This is a genomic window from Pseudomonas sp. D3-27 (genome assembly GCF_051132165.1).
Lineage (GTDB): Bacteria > Pseudomonadota > Gammaproteobacteria > Pseudomonadales > Pseudomonadaceae > Aquipseudomonas.
This window is the reverse complement of sequence record NZ_CP071667.1, coordinates 2,656,843-2,677,968: the sequence shown is the minus strand read 5'-3', so window position 1 is coordinate 2,677,968 and position 21,126 is coordinate 2,656,843. Positions and strand designations below refer to the sequence as shown.

Genomic DNA, 21,126 nt, shown 5'->3' with positions numbered 1-21,126 from the left:
CCTGCAATACAAGGGAATCTGTCATGGCCAAGGCCGAGAGTGAATCTGCCCGTCTGTCCGATGTGGAAGCGGACCCAATAACGACTCGTACCCGCGCCCGACGGGGCGAACAGGTAGACAACGGCCGGCTCCCGGAACGTCTGTCACCACCGTTGGCCACGCCGGTGGAGCACCCACCGGCGGGTGAATGGCGCTATGAAGTCCAGTTCCACGGGTATCGACTCCTGGCGCGAATCGAGAACGGCGAAGTACGCCTGTTGAATCGCAGCCACACGGACTGGACCGAACGGCTCAGGCTGCACGCCGACGCCCTGGCGAGGCTGGACCTGGGTGACTGTTGGCTCGATGGGGAACTGGTGCTGCTCGACGACACCGGCCATTCCGACTTCCCTGCCCTGCGCCAGGCCTTCGAGATCGGTCGTAGCGTCGACATGGTCTACTTTCTTTTCGACGCGCCGTTTCTCAATGGCATCGACCTGCGCCAACAGCCGTTGGAAGAACGCCGCGCCGCACTCAAGAACGCGCTGAAGAACAACACCAGCAAGCGCCTGCGGTTTTCCGAGGCATTCTCCGCCAGCCAACACGACATCTTCGAAAGTGCCACCGCCCTTTCCTTGGACAGTGTGGTCGGCAAGCGCCTGGGCAGCCCCTATGTCTCCGGCCGCAACCCCGATTGGGTCAAGCTCAGATGCCGGCTGCGCCAGTGCTTCGTCATCGTGGGGTTCACGCGCCCGCAAGGCAAACGCAGCGGTTTTGGCGCACTGTTGCTGGCGGTCAACGGGCCGTCGGGGCTGGTGTACGCCGGTCGGGTCGGCACGGGCTTCAGCCAGTCCCAACTCAAGCAACTGCATGAACAACTCTGCGCCCAGGAGCGCGAAACCTCACCGCTGGACAAACCGCTCAGCGGCGCACAGGCACGCGGCGTGCATTGGGTCGAGCCGACACAAGTCTGCGAAGTCGAATTCGCTGAATGGACCGGCGACGGCCTGGTCCGCCAGGCGGTATTCCTTGAGCTACCGGGCGACGGGCAAGCCAGTCGCGTTGTGCGCGAACAACCCATGCCGATAAAAGCGGCGGCCCCCAAGCCCAAGCGTCGGACCAAGGCCAACGCCGCCAAGGTCGACGGCGTGGTGATCACCCACCCCGACCGCGTCGTCGACAGCGTCAGCGGCGTGCAAAAAGCAGAGCTGGCGCGATACTACCTGGACATTGGCCCGTGGATCCTGCCCCACCTCAAGTTGCGCCCGGTCGCGCTTGTGCGGGCACCGGAGGGGATCGGCGAAGAACTGTTCTTCCAGAAACATGCCGACCGCCTGGAGATCCCTCATATCAAACAGCTGGACCCGGACCTGGACCCAGGCCATGCGGCGCTGATGGAGATCGACAGCGTCCATGCGCTGGTCGGCGCCGCGCAGATGGGCGCGGTGGAGTTGCACACCTGGACGGCGACCCATGATCGGATCGAGACGCCCGACCTGTTCGTCCTGGACCTGGACCCCGACCCGTCGCTGCCCTGGAGCGCCATGCTGGAAGCGACACGCATGACCTTGTCGGTGCTTGACGAACTGGGCTTGCAAGGATTTCTCAAGACCAGCGGTGGCAAAGGCATGCACGTCATCGTGCCGATGGCGCGCAGCGAGGGGTGGGATGTCACCAAAGCCTTCGCCAAGGCCATCTCACAATTCCTGACCCGGCAGATGCCGCAACGAATCACCGCGACCATGGGGCCGAAGAACCGAGTGGGCAAGGTGTTTGTCGACTATCTGCGCAACGCCCGTGGCGCCAGCACCGTGGCCGCCTACTCGGTTCGCGCAAGACCGGGCCTGCCGGTTTCGGTCCCGATAGCACGGGACGAACTGGACGGCCTGCGCAACGCCCAGCAATGGGACATCCAGACGGCGCTGGAACGGGCCAAGAGGCTGGGCGCCGATCCGTGGGAAGGTTATAGCCATCGCCAGCGGATCACCACCAGGATGTGGACACAGCTGGAGGCTGAAAAGCCCGGTTCCTGAACCTTTCAGATCCAGACGAAAATAGCCAGGAGAGCGCCGAAGAACGCCCATTTCTGCAAGTAGTACAACTCGCGGTTGCGTTTCTTCAGCGCTTTGCCTTGCAGACGAATCTTGTATAACCGTGAAAACGCCCGGTTCAGGCCGCCAGTCTTGTCACCGGCATCGTTCGGCGCTCCAGCGGCGGACATCACGGTACGGCTGAACCAACGGTTGAACGCCGTGGCCCAACGGTACTTCATGGGCCGTTCCACGTCGCAGAACAAGATGATGCGATTATCTGGCGTCGTGTTTTCGGCGTAATGGATGAACGTCTCGTCGAATATGACCGCCTCGCCGTCCCGCCAGTGATACGACTGGCCGTCGACATCGATGTAGCAACCGGCATCATTGGGCGTCTGCAGGCCCAGGTGGTAGCGATAGGAGCCGGCGTACGGATCACGATGTCGGACCAGTTTCGAGCCCGGCGGCAGTTCAGCGAACATGGCCGCCTTGATCGAGCCGATGCCCTGCACCAGCTCGGTGGTGCGTGGGCACAGCTTCATGGCCGACGGATGGCTGTCGCCATACCACTTGAGATAGAAACGCTTCCAGCCGGTCTTGAAAAAGGAGTTGAAGCCCACGTCGTCATATTGGTTCGAGCGCTTGATCTCGCCTGCTTGCAACAGGTTCTGTCCCTCGGCGCGAATTTCTTCCCAATGGGCCTGCAACGGGCTCAGGTCCGGGAACTCGCCTGGGCTGAGGAACGGCTTGTTGGGGAATTTCGAGCACAGGTAGAGCAGGCAATTGACCGGCGCGAGGAAGGACGAGTGATCGCTCAGCTGGCGTCCGAGCTTATGCCGCACGCGCCCACGCAGATGCACATAGCCGATGGAGAGGATATAGATCGCAACGATGATGAGCTTCACGGAGTCCGTCACAATGCAAGAGTTGACAGGCGGCGTCTCCTGGCCAGCCAAGCGGCGAGGTAGAGGGCGTCGAGTGAGATGGCATTTTAGCCAGACTTTGTAACTGAAAGTTATCCTCAGTTGTGAAAAACTGTCTCGCCCGGGCAATACCCTATCGTTAACGCGTCCAGATCAGTACAATCGCCGCCCAATATCACGCGCCCCCTTTTGGCCGATGCCGGAAAACCGACCTCGGCGCCTATCCATTCGGGCGAGGCGCTCCGTATGCAGCTGTCCTCTTATGCCGGATGGACCCTTGCGCTTGCGACCGCGAAGCTTCCAGCGCGGTGCGGATCGGCGCAAACAGGTACTTAACAGGTACTGCCGCACCCTTAGCTACTCTGAATGTTCCGCAGGATAAACCTTTGATTTCTACAGCTAACATCACGATGCAGTTCGGCGCCAAGCCGCTGTTCGAAAACGTCTCTGTCAAATTTGGCGCGGGTAACCGCTACGGCCTGATCGGTGCCAACGGTTGCGGCAAGTCGACCTTCATGAAAATCCTCGGCGGCGACCTCGAGCCATCCGGCGGCCAGGTGATGCTGGAGCCGAACGTGCGCCTGGGTAAACTGCGCCAGGACCAGTTCGCCTACGAGCAATTCACCGTGATCGATACCGTGATCATGGGCCACGAAGAGCTGTGGAAGGTCAAGGCCGAGCGCGACCGCATTTATTCGCTGCCGGAGATGACCGAAGAAGACGGCATGGCCGTGGCCGAGCTCGAAACCGAATTCGCCGAGATGGACGGCTACACCGCCGAATCCCGCGCCGGTGAACTGCTGCTGGGCCTGGGCATTCCCCTGGAACAGCATTTCGGCCCGATGACCGAAGTCGCCCCAGGCTGGAAGCTGCGTGTGTTGCTCGCCCAGGCATTGTTCTCCGATCCGGAAGTGCTGTTGCTCGACGAACCGACCAACCACCTGGACATCAACACCATCCGTTGGCTGGAAAACATCCTCACGGCGCGTAACAGCACCATGATCATCATTTCCCACGACCGGCACTTCCTCAACAGCGTCTGCACCCACATGGCCGACCTGGACTACGGTGAGCTGCGCCTGTTCCCGGGCAACTACGACGAATACATGATCGCGGCCACCCAGTCCCGCGAGCAGTTGCTGTCGGACAACGCCAAGAAGAAAGCCCAGATCGCCGAATTGCAGACGTTCGTCAGCCGATTCTCGGCCAACGCCTCGAAAGCCAAGCAGGCCACTTCCCGCGCCAAGCAGATCGACAAGATCCAGCTGGCCGAGGTCAAGCCATCGAGTCGCGTCAGCCCGTTCATTCGCTTCGAACAGACCAAGAAGCTGCACCGCCAGGCCGTGACCATCGAGCGCATGTCCAAGGGCTTCGACGGCAAGACGCTGTTCAAGAACTTCAGCTTCACTGTCGAAGCCGGCGAGCGCGTGGCGATCATCGGCCCCAACGGCATCGGCAAGACCACCTTGCTCCGTACCTTGATGGGCGAGCTGACACCGGACGCCGGCTCGGTCAAATGGACCGAAAGCGCGGAACTGGGCTACTACGCCCAGGACCACGCCCACGACTTCGAGGACGACGTCAGTTTGTTCGACTGGATGGGCCAGTGGACCCAGGGCGAACAGATGATCCGGGGCACCCTGGGTCGCATGCTGTTTTCCAACGATGAGATCCTCAAGTCGGTCAAAGTCATCTCCGGTGGTGAACAGGGCCGCATGCTGTTTGGCAAGCTGATCCTGCAAAAGCCGAACGTACTGGTGATGGACGAACCGACCAACCACTTGGACATGGAATCCATCGAAGCGCTGAACCTGGCGCTGGAGAACTACCCGGGCACGTTGATCTTCGTCAGCCACGACCGCGAATTCGTATCGTCCCTGGCGACCCGCATCATCGAGCTGAGCGCCGATGGCGTGGTCGACTTCAGCGGCACCTACGATGACTACCTGCGCAGCCAGGGCGTGATGTTCTAAGAACAGCCACGAGCCGTAAGCCTCAAGCTGCAAGCGAAAGCCCTGTCCATGTGACGGGGCTTTTTCGTTCCAAACCCAAAAACCGGCGGGAGCGAGCCTGCTCGCGAAATGGCCACTCTTGCCAGCATCCCATTGCCTGACCCACCGCCATCGCGAGCAAGCTCGCTCCGACGGGGCACTTGTGGCCTGCCCCAAGGCTCAAGTACACCCAAACACTGTGGCGAGCCTGCTCGCGATGGCGTTGGCACAGTCATCCCGCTCAACAACCGTTAGCCAGCTTCCTTTTCTCCCCGCCACGCGCCATGATGAAGCACTCCTGCCGCTGCCCGCGAACGAGCCACCATGCCAACAGCCCAGCCCGCTCCCAGCTCCTTGTCGATCACCCTGCAGATCGTCTCCATCGTTTTCTACACCTTTATCGCCTTTCTTTGCATCGGACTGCCCATCGCCGTGCTGCCAGGCTATGTCCACGATCAATTGGGCTTCAGCGCCGTCATCGCGGGGCTGACCATCGGCTCGCAATACCTGGCGACCCTGCTCAGCCGCCCCATGGCCGGAAGGCTGTCGGACAGCGTCGGGACCAAGCGGGCCATCGTGTATGGTTTGCTGGGGATTCTGCTCAGCGGCGTGCTGACGCTGATCTCGACATTGCTGCAGGATTTCCCGCTACCAAGCCTGGTGATCCTGATAGCCGGCCGTTTGCTCCTAGGAGTGGCCCAAGGGCTGATCGGTGTCGGGACGATCAGTTGGTGCATGGGCCAGGTCGGCGTGGAGCACACCGCCCGCTCGATTTCATGGAATGGCATTGCTTCCTACGGCGCCATCGCCATCGGAGCGCCATTGGGGGTGGTGATGGTCGGCAGCCTCGGCTTCGACAGCCTGGGCATCGCCCTATCCTTGTTGGCCGGCATGGCGCTGCTGCTGATACGCAACAAGCCGTCGGTACCGGTCGTGCGCGGTGAGCGTCTGCCCTTCTGGGCCGTGTTCGGGCGCATTTCGCCCTTTGGCGCGAGCCTGTGCCTGGCCTCGATCGGCTACGGCACGCTCACCACCTTCATTACGCTGTTCTATGTCAGCCGCGGGTGGACCGGCGCGGCGTGGTGCCTGACCGTCTTCGGCATTTGCTTCATCCTGTCGCGGCTATTGTTCATTTCCAGCATCGCCCGTTTCGGTGGCTTCAGCTCGGCCATTGTCTGCATGAGCATCGAGACCGTGGGGCTGGTGATGCTCTGGCTCGCCCCCTCCACCGCGTTTGCCCTGGTGGGCGCGGGCTTGGCCGGTTTTGGCTTGTCGCTGGTCTACCCGGCGTTGGGCGTGGAAGCCATCAAGCAGGTGCCCAACAGCAGCCGAGGTGCCGGGTTGAGCGCCTATGCGGTGTTCTTCGACCTGGCATTGGCGATTGCCGGCCCGCTGATGGGCGCGGTGGCGTTGAACCTCGGCTACTCGTCGATCTTCTTTTTCGCGGCCTTGCTGTCGCTTATCGGCCTGGGCCTGGCGCTACTGCTGCGCCGGCGGGCCGAGCGTAGCGATCACTGATCGGCCGTCCTCATGCCCGCGCGGGTCGGCTTGCCCAGTGCCTGGCTGAAGAAGCGACTGGCCTCGGAGATCATGGTGCGGTGGATGTCCTGGCGATCGACCCCATCGGCATCGGTACACAGCGCCGGCATTGCCGCGATCTGCTCGTCGGTGCATGGGGCCATGAAGACGAAGTGGCCGGCCCCGGCCAATGTCTTGAAGTCCGGCGCGGTGGGCAGCTTGCGCGCCAGGGCCGCGGCGTTCTTGTCGAACGCCACCAGTTTGTCGCCGTCGCCACTGTAGAGCAGCACCGGCACATGGACGTCGGCCAACGTGTGACGGCCGAATTTCAGGCTCAACGGCGCCATCAGCAGCAATGCGCGAACCCTGGGATCAGCCACCGGCGACAGGTCATCGCGATCGGCAATCAGCTCACCCTGGGTATTGCAGGCGTCACGGTCATCGGGCCGTTCCTGGCAATAGCGCCGCAGGCGATTGAGGTCTGGCGTGGCGCCAGAGAGAATCAGGGCGGTTTCACCGCCGGCCGAATAACCGATCACGCCCACCTGTCCGGCATTGACGAATGGCGAGAGCATGGGGTCGTTCAACGTTGCGGTGATGGCTTCGGAGATCTGGATCGGCCGCCCGTACAAATTGCTTAAAGTACCGAGTCGGCTGTGATCCTGGGCGTTGTCCCCCGGATGTATCACCGCCACCACCACGAACCCCTTGCGTGCCAGCGAGGTGGCCAGGTCATGCAGGTCCAAGGGCGTGCCGGTGTTGCCATGGGAGAGCATGAGCAATGGAAACCGGCCGATGGCGATCTGGGCATCCGGCGCCGCGTCGATCTGATAGCCGCCCAGGGAGCTGGACTGATCCTTGGCGGTGGACGGATAGAACGCGATGGCATGCATCGGCCGCTGGTCCAGCGGATCGAGAAAATCCAACTCATGGAAACCGGCGCTCCAATGCGGATGCGGCGCCGGCGCGGCCTGCACCGGACTGAGGCTGGCAAACAGACAAAGCAGTAATGCTGCACCAACACGTGTCATCGAATCTTCCACCTTCGCACGCACGGGGAAGGCCCCGTCGCTACCGTTCTGGCCGTGCATAACCTGCGCCATCAAGCCCAGCGCCGACATACGAAAAAACCCCGTATTCCAGCCGCTTCATGACGACGAGAATACAGGGTTTTACAAAGGTTGCCCGAAGCGCCTGGCGCCTTTACGCAAGCCTTACGCGGCGGCGAATTGCTGACTGATTTGCGCGTGAGCTTCGCTCATGCCCTTGCTGCGCATGGCGTCGCCCTTGGCAAGCCCTTCTGCACGGACAAACTCGATATCGGTGATGCCAAGGAAACCGAACATTTGCTTGAGATAATCTTCATGGCCTACACCACTCGGTTGCCCAGCGTGCAAACCGCCTGCGGTGGAAACGATTACCAGCTTCTTGCCACCGCACAAGCCCTCGAAGCCCGCCTCGCCGTAGCGGAACGTCTGGCCGGCCACGGCAATGCGGTCAATCCAGGCCTTGAGCTGGGTTGGAATGGTGAAGTTGTACATGGGCGCGGCGATGACCAGCGCATCTGCCGCTTGAAATTCGGCCATGGTTTCAGCGCTAAGGTCAGCTTCGTATTTCAGGGCAGCATCGCGCAATTCAACGCTGGTGCCGGCGGCGACCAGCGTCTGGGCGGAAAAATGGCTGATCGCATCGGCTGCCAAGTCGCGGTAGATAACCGTGATGCCCGGCTCCGAGGCGACCCACGCGTCAACCACTTCACGGCTCAATTGGCGCGAAGCGGAGTTGTCGCCGAGGATGCTCGAATCGATGTGCAACAGTTTCATGTGAGTGCTCTCCAAGTGAGGATCGCGACCAGGCGATCAATTGAGAACAATCCTACCGATGAAACCAATAGCCGATAAGACACCAACAATGCGATAGTTCGTTCCACTGACAGGACAATCGAGCTGGCCATGCAGGACCTCAACGATCTTTATTACTTCGCCAAGGTGGTCGAGGCCGGCGGCTTCGCGGCGGCCGGGCGCTTGCTCGGCATACCGAAATCGCGGCTCTCACGGCGTATAGCCGAGCTGGAAGAGCGTCTCAATGCTCGCCTGTTGCAACGTACGACTCGCCAACTGAAGCTGACCGCCGTGGGTGAACGCTACCTTCGCCACTGCCAGGCGATGTTGCTGGAAGCGGAGATGGCCGACGAGGCCGTGGCGAGCATGTCCAGCGAACCCCGTGGACGGCTGCGGGTGTCGAGCCCGGTGGGATTGGCGCACCAGTTTTTGCCATCGATCATCGAAACCTTCCTGGCGAAATACCCGCAGGTCCAACTGGAGATGATTCTGCTCAATCGGCGGGTGGACCTGGTCAGCGAAGGCATCGACGTGGCGCTGCGGGTAAGAGACTTGGGTGACGAGGACCCGCTATTGATGACCCGCCGCTTGCGCCAGGCCCGGTTGATCATGGTCGCCAGCCCCGCCTTTACCGAGGGGCGCCGAATCGAAACCCCGGAGGATCTACGGCAACTGCCGGTGCTGGGGGCGTTGGAAGCAGATCGACAGGTTCACCTGCGCCTGCTTGACCGCCGTGGCCAAAGCACCGAACTGGCCTTGGAAGCGCGCCTGGGCATCGATGATTTCATCGTGCGCCGCGCCTGCGCCCTCGCCGGCCTGGGCTTCACCCTTTTGCCAAGCATGTATTGCGAAGAGGAATTGCGCGACGGCAGGTTGGTGGAGTTGTTGCCTGGCTGGTCATCCCCCGATGGCTGGCTCTTGGCGGTTTATCCTCACCGGCGCGGTATGCTGCCGGCGGTGCGCGCCTGGATCGATCATTTGGTGGCGGCGTTTGAACAATGTGGAGAGAAAACGCTATGAGCTTGAGCGAAGAGGATGTCGCACGGTTTTGCCTGGGCCTGCCTGGGGTCAGGGAAGACTACAAGTGGGGCGGCGTGCGGGTTTTTTCCATCGCTGGAAACAAGATGTTCGCCTTGCAGGGCCTGCGCAGTGATTCGTTGGCGTTCAAGGTCGACAAGGACCTGTTTCTAGGCCACTGCGACCGGCCCGGCATTCACCCCGCGCCTTATCTGGCCCGGGCGCAGTGGATCATCATGAACGTGCGCTACCCGCTGGGCGATGACGAATTGCGGGGGTTGCTGCAACGCTCCCATCAACTGGTGGTCAGCAAATTGCCGAAGCGGACGCAGGTTGGGTTGTTGCTGTAGCGTCCTAGAACAACGCCAGCAGATGCCCACCCAGGAACAACTGATCCACCCAGAACCCCTGGTGCAATAACACGACGAACCAGAACACCACCTGAAACGAAACCTTGCGGGTCTTGTGGCGAAACACCTGTTGAGCCAGCAACGCACCGAGCCAGCCACCGGCCAGCTCGACGGCGTGCAACACATTTTCCGGCGTGCGCCAGGCGTCCGAACGCGCCTTGCGCTTATCGCTCCAGTAGAGCAAAAACGCCACGACACTGACGAGGCCGTAAGCTGTCATCGGCACCCAGGACTCGCCTTGCAGCCCCAGCAGAAGCGACCCAGCGAGCGGCAAGGCGCACAGCAGCGCGAACACGCCCAGCTTGAGCCGCAGGTTCTGCACGGCCCCGCTGGTGTGACGCGCGCCGCGCCGGCCTGAATCGTTCATGGCTTGGCCGCTGTCCAGTCCACCCAGCCAAACTGCCAGGTCGCCAGGATCAACAGGCCGAACGCAATCCGATACCAGGCGAAGACTGCATAGCTGTGGCTGGCGATGAAGCGCAGCAGGCCCTTGACCGCGATCATGGCGAAGATGAACGCGGTGATGAAGCCGATGGCAAACACGGGGAAATCCGCCGGAACGAACAATTCGCGGTATTTATAGCCGGAGTAAACCGCCGCGCCGACCATGGTCGGCATCGCCAGGAAAAAAGAGAATTCCGTGGCGGTCTTGCGCGACAGGCCGAACAGCAGCCCGCCGATGATGGTTGCCCCGGAGCGGGAGGTGCCGGGAATCATCGCGATGCACTGGGCCAGGCCGACTTTCAGGGCGTCCTTCCATGTCATGTCATCGACGGTTTCGGCGTGCACCGTGTGCTGGCGCTTCTCGGCCCACAGCATCACCAACCCACCCACTACCAGCGCCGTCGCAACGGTAATGGCGTTGAACAGGTAATGATGGATCCAGTCGGCGAGCAGCACGCCCAATATCACCGCGGGAAAGAAGGCAATCAGTAGGTTGGCGGTGAATCGACGGGCGCCGGGCTGGGTCGGCAGGCCCAACACCACATCAAAAATCTTGCGCCGAAACTCCCAGACCACCGCCAGGATCGCGCCGAGCTGGATGATGATGTTGAACGCCATCGAACGTTCGCCGCCAAACCCGAGCAAATCCGCAACAACGATCTGGTGCCCCGTGCTGGAAATCGGCAGAAACTCCGTCAGGCCCTCTACCACGCCAAGAATCAATGCCGAAAAGGCAGTCCACAAATCCATTCATCCCCCAAAAAAAAGCCTGTCTATCCAGGCCTTATCTATATTCAAACATTACGCGGCGAGCGCAGCGGGCTGCACGATAACCGCGACCTTGCAAAAAAAACCAATGAAAAAAGCAGAACCGGCTCAGGTTTTGCGCTGCGGGGCCGAAATCCTATCAGACAAGCCCTGATAACGCTGCCGCGTCATGACCCAGGTCCATCACGCGTACCTGCCGAGCGTTAAAGTGCCGGCCGTCGTTAAAAATGACAAGAATAAGAACCGGAGTGACAGCGTATGAATAGCTTGCGCAGTGTATCGATCAGCCGACGCTTGTGGCTCATCCTGGTCGTGGCCATCGTGATGTTGTTCACGCTGGGCGCGTTTATGCTCAAACAGATCCACACGGACCTGTATCAGGCCAAGGTGCAGAAGACCCAACACGTGGTCCAGACCGCCAGCGGTGTGTTGAGCTACTACCATGGCCTGGAAACCGCCGGCACGCTGACGCGCGATGCGGCGCAGAAGCAGGCCCTCAGCGCGGTCCGCGGGCTGCGCTATGACCAGAACGACTACTTCTGGATCAACGACCTGACGCCGGTCATGGTCATGCACCCCACCAATCCCAAACTCGAAGGCCAGAACCTCTCGGCGATCCGCGACCCCAACGGGTTTGCGCTGTTCAACGAGATGGTCACCATCGCCAAGGCCAAGGGCGCCGGGATGGTCGACTACCTCTGGCCCAAGCCGGGCGCCGACGCGCCGGTCGGCAAGACGTCCTACGTCAAACTGTTCGAACCGTGGGGCTGGATCATTGGCTCCGGTGTGTATGTGGATGACGTCCAGGCTGAATTCCAGTCCCAGCTGATCAAGGCCGCGTTGATCGGTTTGGCGATTACCTTGGTCATGGGCCTGCTGCTGACGCTGATCGTGCGCAGCATCGTCCGTCCGCTTCAGGACACCGTCAACGCCATGGCCAACATCGCCAGCGGTGAAAGCGACCTGACCCGCACCCTCGACACCCACGGTCAGGACGAAGTCACCCAGTTGGCGCGACACTTCAACGCCTTTACCGCAAAACTGCGGCAAGTCGTGGGTCAGTTGCAGATCTCCGCCAGTGCGCTTGGACAATCATCCAGCGAGCTGGGCAACGACGCCGCGCAGGCCCAGCAGCGCAGCCAGCAGCAATCCCAACAGATGGAACTGGTGGCGACCGCCATCAACGAAGTGACCTATGGCGTGCAGGACGTCGCCAAGAACGCTGAACATGCCGCCAGCGAAATGCGCGACGCCGAATCCCAGGCCCAGCAAGGCCAGGTCAACATCGACGGCAGCCTGCAACAGATCGACCGGCTTTCGCAGACCATCGACCAGGCCGTGGAAGTGATCCGCACCCTGGCGAGTGAAAGCACCCAGATCGGCAGCGTGCTGGAGGTGATTCGCTCCATCGCCGAACAAACCAACCTGCTGGCGCTCAACGCCGCGATCGAAGCCGCCCGCGCCGGCGAACAAGGCCGCGGCTTTGCCGTGGTGGCCGACGAAGTGCGTCTGCTGGCCCAGCGCACGCAGAAATCCACGGCGGAAATCCAGGCCATGATCGAACGCCTGCAAAACCACTCCGAAGCCGCGGTGAAAGTCATCAGCGACAGCAGCCGGGCCTCGCAGTTGACCATCGAACAAGCGGGCCTGGCCGGTGCCAGCCTCAACGCCATCGGCCAAGCCTTGCGCAACCTCAACAGCCTGAACGCTTCCATCGCCAGCGCCACTCTTCAACAGGCCCATGTGGTGGAAGACATCAACCAGAACGTCACCCAGGCCGCCGGCCTCTCCCACAGCACCGCCGTGGCCGCCGAGCAGTCGAGCCTGGCGAGCGCGCGCCTGAAAGACTTGAGCGAACAGCTGAACGGGTTGCTCAAGCAGTTCCGGGTCTGAGATGCATCCTGCTCGCGATGCGCTAGCACATCCAACATGGATGCCAGCTGACCCGGCGCCATCGCGAGCAAGCTCGCTCCCACAGGGTTGCGAGATGATCTGGAGTGCGGATTTACACCGTAATCCCTTGTGAGCTTGCTCGCGATAGCGCCAAGGCTTTCAGCGCTGAAGTTGGAGCTCTGCGCCCCATAGCGTTTACAATCCCCGCCCTCTCCGACTTCCCCAAGGAATCGCCATGTCCGGGCTTGAACTGTTTGCCGCAGCCCTCGGCGTGATCGCTGTCTGGTTGACCGTCAAGCAGAACCCCTGGTGCTGGCCGATCGGCCTGGTCATGGTGCTGCTGTACAGCTGGATTTTCTTCGAAGTGAAGCTTTATTCCGACATGTTGTTGCAGGTGGTCTACGCGGTTTTGCAGCTGTATGGCTGGTGGCAGTGGACCCGCGCCGGGCGCGATCACGAGGGACGCCAAGTCACTCGCCTGGGCGCGCCGTCGGTGTGGCTCGGCCTTGCCATCGGTGCGGCGGGTAGCTTGATGTTGGGCGGTGCGATGGCCCATTGGACCGACGCCGCGCAACCCTGGCTCGACGCGGCGCTCACCGGGTTCAGCTTGGTTGCCCAGTGGTGGATGGCACAGAAACGCGTGCAGTGCTGGCCGTTGTGGATTGTCCTCGACGTGACTTTCGTGGGTTTGTTCATCTACAAGGATCTGTACCTGACCGCCGCCCTCTACGCCCTGTTTACCCTGCTGGCGGTGCAAGGCTGGCGGGAATGGCGTGCCGACCCGGCGCTGCGCACATGAAGGTGGTGGTGCTGACCGGTCCGGAATCCAGCGGCAAGAGCTGGTTGGCGGCCCAGTTGCAGACCCGCTTCGGCGGCGTGCGGGTGGATGAATACGTGCGCCACTTCATGGAACAGACCCAACGCGAGACGTCCCTGGACGACATTACCGCTATCGCCACGGGGCAACTGGCCTGGGAAGATGCGGCCCGGGCGCGACAACCGGCCTTGTTGATCCTCGACACGCACCTGTTGAGCAATATCCTCTGGAGCCAGACGCTGTTCGGCGACTGCCCGGCCTGGCTCGAACCGGCCCTGCTGGCACGCCATTACGACTTACACCTGCTCCTCAGCCCCGAACAGGTCGAATGGATCGGCGACGGTTTGCGCTGTCAGCCTGCCCTCGCCGAACGGGTGATTTTTTTTGATGCCATTGAAGACTGGCTGGTTCGCCACCGGCAACCCTTCCTGAAAATCGAAGGTGACTGGGCGCAGCGCCGCGAGCAAGTTCTGGCTGCCGTCTCCCGGTTGCTCCAAGCGTGATGTTTCATCCCTGATACATCCCGCTCTCGCCAAACGCGGATCCACCGCCGCCTCAAGGGTTTGGCAGCCTGACTGTCAAGTCACTGATACACCTTCTCCCAACCCCGGTTCTGGGGCCAAACAGTGGCCTGTGGCCGGTAGCCCGTCGGCAGGCATGTTTCATCGATGAAACAGATTGCCTGACGCTCGCCTGGTCATTCCCGCAACTTACTGAAAACCCGCGCTTTTCCAAATCCGGCACAACACCTGCTCCGCTCCTTCGCAACGCTGACTAAGGCCAGCGCCAAGTGCAGAAGGAACGAAGTCATGGGGACTATCAACACTAGCTTGACCTGTCTGTTGCTGTTCGGCTGCGCCACCGCGGCAACGCTCAGCCTGCCGGCACAAGCCGAGGGCAACGGCGTCATCGTACTCGACCGTGACGTGCAGCCTGTCCATATCGGTCGCAACGGCGGCAAAGACCCCTACCCGACCACCGTCAACGCCAACCCTTCCGATCGGATCAACCAGGCAACCGCGAGCACTGAGCTCAGCGACGGCGAATTCGCCGGCATTGCCAGCGGCTCGACGATCCGCAACACGGTCAATCCGAATACCGGCGTGCAAGGCCTCAACGTCGTGACCAATCCCAACGGCTTGCCGGGCATGAGCGCTGGACACGGTGGCGGTAGCGGCGGCGCCATTTCCGGCACCATCAACCGCTCGCTGAGTTCCGGCCTGGCCCCATTGGGCCGCTTGGCGGGAGGTCAGTGAGATGAATTCGACTTGGCTCCTGATCGCGCTGCTCGGCTCATCCGCCGTGCTTGCCGATCCAGGCGTGGCGGTGAGCCATGCCGATCTGCAGAACTCCGGCAGTCGCTATACCGGCAACCTCAATGTCAACCAGGCGGCCGGGGACCGGACCCAACAGACCAACACCCGGGCCATTGCCATTGGCACCGACGCCCAGGCGACCACCGTCGTGCGGCAACGCCTCGACACCCCGGCCAGTGCATCGATGAACGCAAGCGCGCGCATTGGTGGCAGCTCATTCACCAACGGCAACGGCGCGCTGGGCGTCAACCAGTCCGCCGGCGCCAACAACCAGATGGCCAATGTCATGCGGGTGAGCATCAGTGCCCGCCCGCAAAGCATGGACGACAGCGCCCTGTCTCAACAGAACGTGGCGCTGGTACCGAACTCCGGAGCAACTGACACCCCAACCGGCAGCCGCCAGGTCGCAACGAGCGACCAGGCCTTCACCGGCAGCCGAGGGGTTATCCAGGTGCATCAGAGTGCCGGGGTGGGGAACCGCATGGCTAACACCCTGAGCATCCGGGTCGCTGACTGACCCGGCGCAGCGCATAAGAAAGTACCGACACTTAACCAACGACACGCAAGGAGAAACACCATGAAACCCACAATGGCGCTCAAACCATTGGTTTTCGCTCTCGCCGCTGTCATGGCAATGGCTGCACAGGCTGACGGAAACGGTCACGGCAATGGTCATGGCAACCACGGCCCTAAAGGGCCAACGCTGGAACAACTGCTCTCCATCAGCGCCGGCGCTGGGGCCACGGTGCTGGATGTGCAGAACAGTGACGGCAACGAAGTGACCAACCAGGCGACCCGAAACACCGCCGAGGCCACTGATTCCCTCAATGGCAGCAACGGCAACATGGGCGCCAACATCGCCGCCGGGGATGGCAACCAGCAGGACAATGCCGCCGCACTGGCCACCGCCGATGAAAGCTTCATCTTCGGCTCGGCTGTCGCCATGTCCAGCGCCACGCAAGTCAATAACAACAACTACGTCAAGAACTACTCCACGCTGAACAACGCGTCGCTCACCAACGCGGGCAACAACGGCTCCGGCAACATCGGCATCAACGTGACCGCCGGCAACTTCAACCAGCAGAAAAACAACCTGGCCATCGCTGTGTCGGGCGGCCGGGTGGCTCAAGCCGCTGCGTCGGCTGACCAGTCTTCCACCGGCCTGGTGGTCGACAACAAAGGCGTGAAGAAAAACGAGGTTGTCACCCTTACCAACAGCTACGAGGCTTCTGGCACCTTCAAGGCCAAAGGCAACGGTACCGTCGAAGATGACGGCGGCTGGGGCAACAGAGGCGGTTACGGTGGCGGCCACGACGACGACAAGTTCAAGTTCTCCGCCGTCGGCACCTTCGAACTGGCCGGCAGCAACACCCAACAAGTGTTGACCCGCGACGGCTGGAAAAACCCTGTGATCAACAACGCAACCATGACCAACTCCATGAACGGCTTCTCCGGCAACGGCGGCGCCAACGTGTCGGCGGGCGTGGGCAATCAGCAGAGCAACTCGCTGTCGATTGCTGCGGGTTGCAAGGCCTGCATGTAAAAAAAGCTTCCCTGTGGCAGCGGGCCCTGCTCGCTCCCACAGGGGCTTTTCCCGATATCCACTAGGCGTATCGATCATGCATGCGAGAGCGCTTTGCCTGTGTCTATGCTTTGCCTGCGCGAGCGAAGCCGCGCAGATGCCCATTGCCGCCCTGCCTGGCGGCATGCTCGTCTACAAACCGGTGCAGAGCGTGCGCGAACGCAAGTTCAGCGACATCGTCGAGCAGAAAACCGACTTCAGCTGCGGTGCCGCCGCACTGGCCACCGTGTTGCGCCAGGCCTACTGGCTCGACGTGGATGAAGAACAGGTTATCAAGGGCATGCTGGTCAATGCCGACCACGACCTGGTTCGTACCCAGGGCTTCTCCATGCTGGACATGAAACGCTACGTCGAAACCATCGGCATGCGCGCGCGGGGCTATCGGATACCGCCGGAGAAACTTTCCGCGGTGACGATTCCAGTCGTGGTCCTGATGGATATACGCGGCTACAAGCACTTCGTGGTACTGCAGCGATCCGACAAGCAATGGGTCTACATCGCTGACCCGGTGCTGGGGCACAAACGCTACGCCCATGACGAATTCGTCAAAGGCTGGAACGGCATCGTCTTCGCCATCGTCGGCCCCGGCTACGACAAGACCAACGCGTTGCGCAGCCCACCGCAACCCCTGACGGCACGCAACAAACTGGACGGCTTCAACCCGGTCAAGGACGCGGAACTAATGGATTTCGGCTTCATTCAGAGCGATTTTTTCTAATCGCCGGACAACTGCCAATAAAAATACAAAAAGGAGCAGGAAGCTCCGGGAGCAACACATGAAAACCTCATACTGGCTCACGCTGGCCTGCCTGGCCGCAACGACGTCGGGTCTTGCCCACGCCGGTTTCAAACCTATCGAAGTCAAGGATCAGGAACTCGCCGAGCTTCGGGGTCGTTATGTCATGCCTGGGCGAGTCATCAGCTTTGGCATCGTCATGAGCAGCACCTGGCGAAACGCCAGTGGCGACGTGATTGGCGCGTCAAGCTCCATGCAGATCCAGGCCTCGACGGTCAAACCGCAGTTCTATGTGTCCACCATCAAGCAGACCGGCAACGGCAGCGTCCCGGAACAGGGCAACGGCACGGTCACCGGCGGCGCCGGCCTGGGCTCGGGCCAGGGCGTGACCCAAAGCGTGCGAGCCGCGGGTGACGGCAACACGGCCTATAACAACGTCAGCATCAACGTGAAGGAAAGCAGCCACGCCCCTGCCCTGGCCCCCTCGCAAGGCCAACTGCTGACCAAGGGCCAGACCATCAGCGGCAGCAACGCCGCCGGCAGCGTCGCTGTCACCGCGACCGGCAGCGGCGTGCAGATGGCGATCCAGGCCAACCATAACCAGGGCAATACCCTGCAGCAGGTGGCCCAGGGTGGCTTGCTGCAGAACACCCGCTTGCTGGGTAACAGCAACCTGGTCAACAACATGACCCAGCTCAATGTCGTACTGAACAACAATGGCCCCAGCACCGGAGCCCTGGACTGCAACCTTACGCAGCTGCGCGGCCTTCGAAACCTCGGATATTGATCTACGCTGATCTCCAATCATTGGGCAAATAGGGACGGCATATTTCATGTATCGATCCGTATCGTTGCGCGCTGTGATGTGTTTAAGCACGATGTTCCCGGCAACTCTGGTGCAAGCTGCACCGGACTCGGACATCGAGGCCCTGAAACAAGAACTTCTAGAGCTCAAGCAACGGTACGAGGTCCAGCAAAAAGCCCTGGCGGTCCTCGAACAACGCGTCCGCCAGGTGGAAGACCAACCCACCGCCCCGCCGCCCAAGCGCCTGGCTAAATCCCCGGCCGACATGAAAGGCAACCAGGGCGTGGCGGGCAGCGGCGCGGCCAGTTCAGGAGGCAGCGGTTACGGACAGTCCCTGGCCGACGATTCGCAGCCGGCCCAGAGCGTCTCCAACCTCTACGATGAAGCCAGCGGCTTCTTCGGCGGCGGAAAATTCAGCTTCGAAACCGGCGTGACTTATTCGCGCTACGACACGCGACAGCTGATCCTCAACGGTTTCCTGGCCCTGGATTCGATTTTCCTGGGCAATATCAACCTCGATCGGATCAAGGCCGACACCTGGACGCTGGACCTCACCGGTCGCTACAACTTCGACAACCGCTGGCAGTTCGACCTCAATGTGCCGGTGATCTATCGCGAATCAACCTACCAGTCCGGTGGCGCCAATCAAGGGGCCGCCGGGGTGACCAGCGAAGAAACCGTCACCCGCGACCCGACCATCGGCGACGTGAATTTCGGCATCGCCTACAAATTCATGGATGAATCGGTCAGCAGCCCGGATGCCGTGGTGACTCTTCGCGTCAAGGCACCCACCGGCAAGGATCCGTTTGGCATCAAGCTGCGCCAGTCCCAGGCCAACACCAACCTGTTCGTTCCCGAAGACTTGCCCACGGGCAACGGCGTCTGGTCGATCACCCCGGGCATCTCCCTGGTCAAGACGTTCGATCCGGCCGTGCTGTTCGGCAGCCTTTCCTACACCCACAATTTCGAAGAATCCTTCGACGACATCAGCTCGACCGTCAACCAGGAGGTGCCTGGCAAGGTGCGGATCGGCGACAGCTTCCAGATCGGCGCGGGTATCGCCTTTGCCCTGAACGAGAAAATGAGCATGTCGTTTTCGGTCTCCGACTTGATCCAGAAGAAAAGCAAGCTCAAGCAGGACGGCGGGGATTGGGAATCGGTGGTGTCCAGCGACGCCAACGCGGGCTACTTCAACATCGGCATGACCCTGGCCGCCAGCGACAACCTGACCATCGTGCCCAACCTGTCCATCGGGCTGACCGACGACGCACCGGATTTCACCTTCAGCCTGAAATTCCCGTATTACTTCTGATGCAAAGGCTGATCATGCAATCGACAACTGAGGGAGATCACAGCCTTGCGCATTAGCCAGGTCGGCGAATCCTGGTGATGGAGATTGCTGGCTTCGATGGCGACATTTACTGGCGCGGGCAATCCCAGTACAAATCTCGAATGTCATCGCGAGCAAGCTCGCTCCCACAAGTATCGTGGGGGCGTCCTACCGGTCGGTTGTGGGGGCTGGAAGCGACGGACGTATTTGGCCTGATCGAACGACGCGGTCTGGAAAGCTGACTCCCCACTGTGGGAGCGAGGCCGTTCAGCGAATCTGGTGCTTGTGCAGCAGCCGATAGAACGTCGGACGCGACACGCCCAGCACACGGGCCGCCACGCTGAGGTTGTCGCTGTGGCGATTGAGCACGTCGCTCAAGGCCTGGCGTTCGGCGCGGGTCTTGTAGTCTTCCAGAGTACCCATCGGGGCGACGACGCCCTGATGGCTGGCCAGGCCCAGGTCCCGGGCTTCGATCTGTCGCCCTTCCGCCAGTACCAGGCCGCGACGGACGCGGTTGGCCAGCTCGCGCACGTTGCCGGGCCAGTCGTGCATCCCCATCGCCACTAATGCGTCCTCGCTGAAACTGCGAGGTCGGCGACCGGTTTCGTGACTGTAGAAATGGGAAAAATGGCTCGCCAGCATCGCCAAGTCGCCATGACGCTCCCGCAACGGCGCCATCACGACTTGCAGAACGTTCAAGCGATAGTACAGATCCTCTCGGAAACGCCGGAGCTCGATGGCCGCTTCCAAGTCCACATGTGTCGCCGCCAACACCCTGACATCAACGGCAATCGGCTGGCTGCCACCGACCCGCTCGATGTGTTTTTCCTGAAGGAATCGCAGCAGATTGGCCTGCAATTCCAGCGGCAAGTCACCAATTTCGTCGAGGAACAACGTGCCACCGTGGGCGGCTTCGATCCGTCCGATCTTGCGTTGATGGGCGCCGGTGAAGGCGCCCTTCTCGTGGCCAAACAGCTCGGACTGGATCAGATGCTCCGGGATCGCGCCACAATTGATCGCAATGAACGGTTTGTTACGCCGATGGGACTGGCAATGCAGGGTGCGCGCCACCAACTCCTTGCCGGTGCCGCTCTCGCCGCGAATCAGTACGGGCGATTCAGCCGGCGCCAGTTTGCTCAGTAACTTGCGCAGCTCGCGAATTGGCTTGCTGTCGCCCAGCAGCTCGTGTTCAGGCTGATCGATGTGGACAGAGCCCTGCCCCCGCAACCGCGCCATGCCGAACGCCCGCCCCAGCGTCACCTGGACCCGGGACACATCGAACGGCAGGGTGTGGAAGTCAAAGAACCATTCGCAGACAAAATCCCCGACGTTCTGCAGGCGCAGCACTTCCTGGCTGAGCACGGCGATCCATTCAGTCCCGCTGCGGCTGATCAGTTCCTTGACCGCTTCCGGCCGCTCCAGATGGAAGGGCTGCAAGCGCAAGAGGCCGACGTCACAGCTCCGGTCGCTGGCATGCTCAAGGGAACAGCTGTCGACATCCCAGCCGATGGCGCGCAAGCCTGGCATCAGGCGATGGCAATCATCACAAGGGTCAACCACGAGAAGGCGACGCAACGCACTGGCTTCGATCATGACTGATCCTTGGCGCCAAAATTAAGGAAATATGATTAGAAACAGGCGTTTGGCGAACCTGCATGTAACAGTAGCAAGAAGTTGACACTTGCTTGTATCGATTAGTTATCAAGTCGACCACAAACCGGTT

Annotated in this window: 20 protein-coding genes; 14 read left to right on the top strand and 6 right to left on the bottom strand. The window is 61.3% G+C overall.

The window, feature by feature from the left end:
• Positions 1-23: 23 nt before the first annotated feature.
• Entirely contained in the window at positions 24-2,012 is a 1,989-nt protein-coding gene (ligD, locus tag J3P92_RS12340; RefSeq protein WP_434650967.1) for a DNA ligase D, read from the top strand.
• 5 nt (positions 2,013-2,017) lie between these two features.
• On the opposite strand, the gene lpxO is transcribed toward ligD, so the two are convergent.
• Positions 2,018-2,917, bottom strand: coding sequence for a lipid A hydroxylase LpxO (gene lpxO / locus J3P92_RS12335; protein ID WP_434650965.1), 900 nt, complete (start codon positions 2,915-2,917; stop codon positions 2,018-2,020).
• 404 nt (positions 2,918-3,321) lie between these two features.
• Between lpxO and J3P92_RS12330 the strand changes: the two genes are divergently transcribed.
• Positions 3,322-4,908: an ABC-F family ATPase gene (locus J3P92_RS12330; RefSeq protein ID WP_420766852.1), complete on the top strand. Its 1,587-nt coding sequence runs from the start codon at positions 3,322-3,324 to the stop codon at positions 4,906-4,908.
• A gap of 342 nt (positions 4,909-5,250) precedes the next feature.
• Positions 5,251-6,444 (top strand): MFS transporter, encoded by a 1,194-nt coding sequence (locus tag J3P92_RS12325; protein ID WP_420766851.1) that lies wholly within the window; start codon positions 5,251-5,253, stop codon positions 6,442-6,444.
• Here the strand turns inward: J3P92_RS12325 and J3P92_RS12320 are convergent.
• Positions 6,438-7,475, bottom strand: a complete 1,038-nt coding sequence (locus tag J3P92_RS12320; protein ID WP_434650963.1) for an alpha/beta hydrolase family protein — start codon at positions 7,473-7,475, stop codon at positions 6,438-6,440. The genes J3P92_RS12325 and J3P92_RS12320 overlap by 7 nt on opposite strands.
• 183 nt (positions 7,476-7,658) lie before the next feature.
• A complete protein-coding gene (locus tag J3P92_RS12315; RefSeq protein ID WP_434650961.1) occupies positions 7,659-8,267 on the bottom strand; it encodes an FMN-dependent NADH-azoreductase in 609 nt (202 codons plus the stop codon).
• A 129-nt stretch (positions 8,268-8,396) separates the two neighbouring features.
• Between J3P92_RS12315 and J3P92_RS12310 the strand changes: the two genes are divergently transcribed.
• Both J3P92_RS12310 and J3P92_RS12305 read left to right on the top strand, forming a co-directional pair.
• A complete protein-coding gene (locus tag J3P92_RS12310; protein WP_420766848.1) occupies positions 8,397-9,305 on the top strand; it encodes a LysR substrate-binding domain-containing protein in 909 nt (302 codons plus the stop codon).
• Positions 9,302-9,652 (top strand): MmcQ/YjbR family DNA-binding protein, encoded by a 351-nt coding sequence (locus J3P92_RS12305; RefSeq protein ID WP_434650959.1) that lies wholly within the window; start codon positions 9,302-9,304, stop codon positions 9,650-9,652. The genes J3P92_RS12310 and J3P92_RS12305 overlap by 4 nt, the downstream gene beginning before the upstream one ends.
• 4 nt (positions 9,653-9,656) lie before the next feature.
• Here the strand turns inward: J3P92_RS12305 and J3P92_RS12300 are convergent, their stop codons facing one another.
• Both J3P92_RS12300 and J3P92_RS12295 read right to left on the bottom strand, forming a co-directional pair.
• Positions 9,657-10,079, bottom strand: a complete 423-nt coding sequence (locus J3P92_RS12300; RefSeq protein ID WP_434650957.1) for a DUF1294 domain-containing protein — start codon at positions 10,077-10,079, stop codon at positions 9,657-9,659.
• Positions 10,076-10,906 (bottom strand): undecaprenyl-diphosphate phosphatase, encoded by an 831-nt coding sequence (locus J3P92_RS12295; protein ID WP_420766845.1) that lies wholly within the window; start codon positions 10,904-10,906, stop codon positions 10,076-10,078. Before J3P92_RS12295 ends, J3P92_RS12300 begins: the two co-directional genes overlap by 4 nt.
• Before the next feature lie 276 nt (positions 10,907-11,182).
• On the opposite strand from J3P92_RS12295, the gene J3P92_RS12290 reads away from it, so the two are divergent.
• The 9 genes from J3P92_RS12290 to J3P92_RS12250 all read left to right on the top strand — a co-directional run bounded on the left by J3P92_RS12290 (position 11,183) and on the right by J3P92_RS12250 (position 19,385).
• Complete coding sequence (locus J3P92_RS12290; RefSeq protein WP_434650955.1) at positions 11,183-12,817, top strand: methyl-accepting chemotaxis protein; 1,635 nt, start codon at positions 11,183-11,185, stop codon at positions 12,815-12,817.
• A 235-nt stretch (positions 12,818-13,052) separates the two neighbouring features.
• Positions 13,053-13,616, top strand: coding sequence for a nicotinamide riboside transporter PnuC (gene pnuC, locus J3P92_RS12285; RefSeq protein ID WP_420766843.1), 564 nt, complete (start codon positions 13,053-13,055; stop codon positions 13,614-13,616).
• Positions 13,613-14,137: an AAA family ATPase gene (locus J3P92_RS12280; protein WP_434650953.1), complete on the top strand. Its 525-nt coding sequence runs from the start codon at positions 13,613-13,615 to the stop codon at positions 14,135-14,137. The genes pnuC and J3P92_RS12280 overlap by 4 nt, the downstream gene beginning before the upstream one ends.
• A 306-nt stretch (positions 14,138-14,443) precedes the next feature.
• Positions 14,444-14,890: a hypothetical protein gene (locus tag J3P92_RS12275; protein ID WP_434650951.1), complete on the top strand. Its 447-nt coding sequence runs from the start codon at positions 14,444-14,446 to the stop codon at positions 14,888-14,890.
• 1 nt (position 14,891) lies between these two features.
• On the top strand, positions 14,892-15,467 hold the full coding sequence (locus tag J3P92_RS12270) for an adhesin (protein WP_434650948.1): 576 nt from the start codon (positions 14,892-14,894) through the stop codon (positions 15,465-15,467).
• Positions 15,468-15,527: 60 nt separating this feature from the next.
• Entirely contained in the window at positions 15,528-16,493 is a 966-nt protein-coding gene (locus tag J3P92_RS12265; RefSeq protein ID WP_434650946.1) for a heme utilization protein, read from the top strand.
• A gap of 76 nt (positions 16,494-16,569) precedes the next feature.
• Complete coding sequence (locus tag J3P92_RS12260; RefSeq protein ID WP_434650944.1) at positions 16,570-17,250, top strand: C39 family peptidase; 681 nt, start codon at positions 16,570-16,572, stop codon at positions 17,248-17,250.
• 58 nt (positions 17,251-17,308) lie between these two features.
• Positions 17,309-18,055 (top strand): hypothetical protein, encoded by a 747-nt coding sequence (locus tag J3P92_RS12255; RefSeq protein WP_420766837.1) that lies wholly within the window; start codon positions 17,309-17,311, stop codon positions 18,053-18,055.
• Between the two features lie 46 nt (positions 18,056-18,101).
• Positions 18,102-19,385 (top strand): hypothetical protein, encoded by a 1,284-nt coding sequence (locus J3P92_RS12250; RefSeq protein WP_434563902.1) that lies wholly within the window; start codon positions 18,102-18,104, stop codon positions 19,383-19,385.
• 285 nt (positions 19,386-19,670) lie between these two features.
• On the opposite strand, the gene J3P92_RS12245 is transcribed toward J3P92_RS12250, so the two are convergent.
• The gene (locus J3P92_RS12245) at positions 19,671-20,996 is read right to left on the bottom strand and encodes a sigma-54 dependent transcriptional regulator (RefSeq protein WP_420766835.1); all 1,326 of its coding nucleotides are present in this window, start codon (positions 20,994-20,996) and stop codon (positions 19,671-19,673) included.
• Positions 20,997-21,126: the final 130 nt, after the last annotated feature.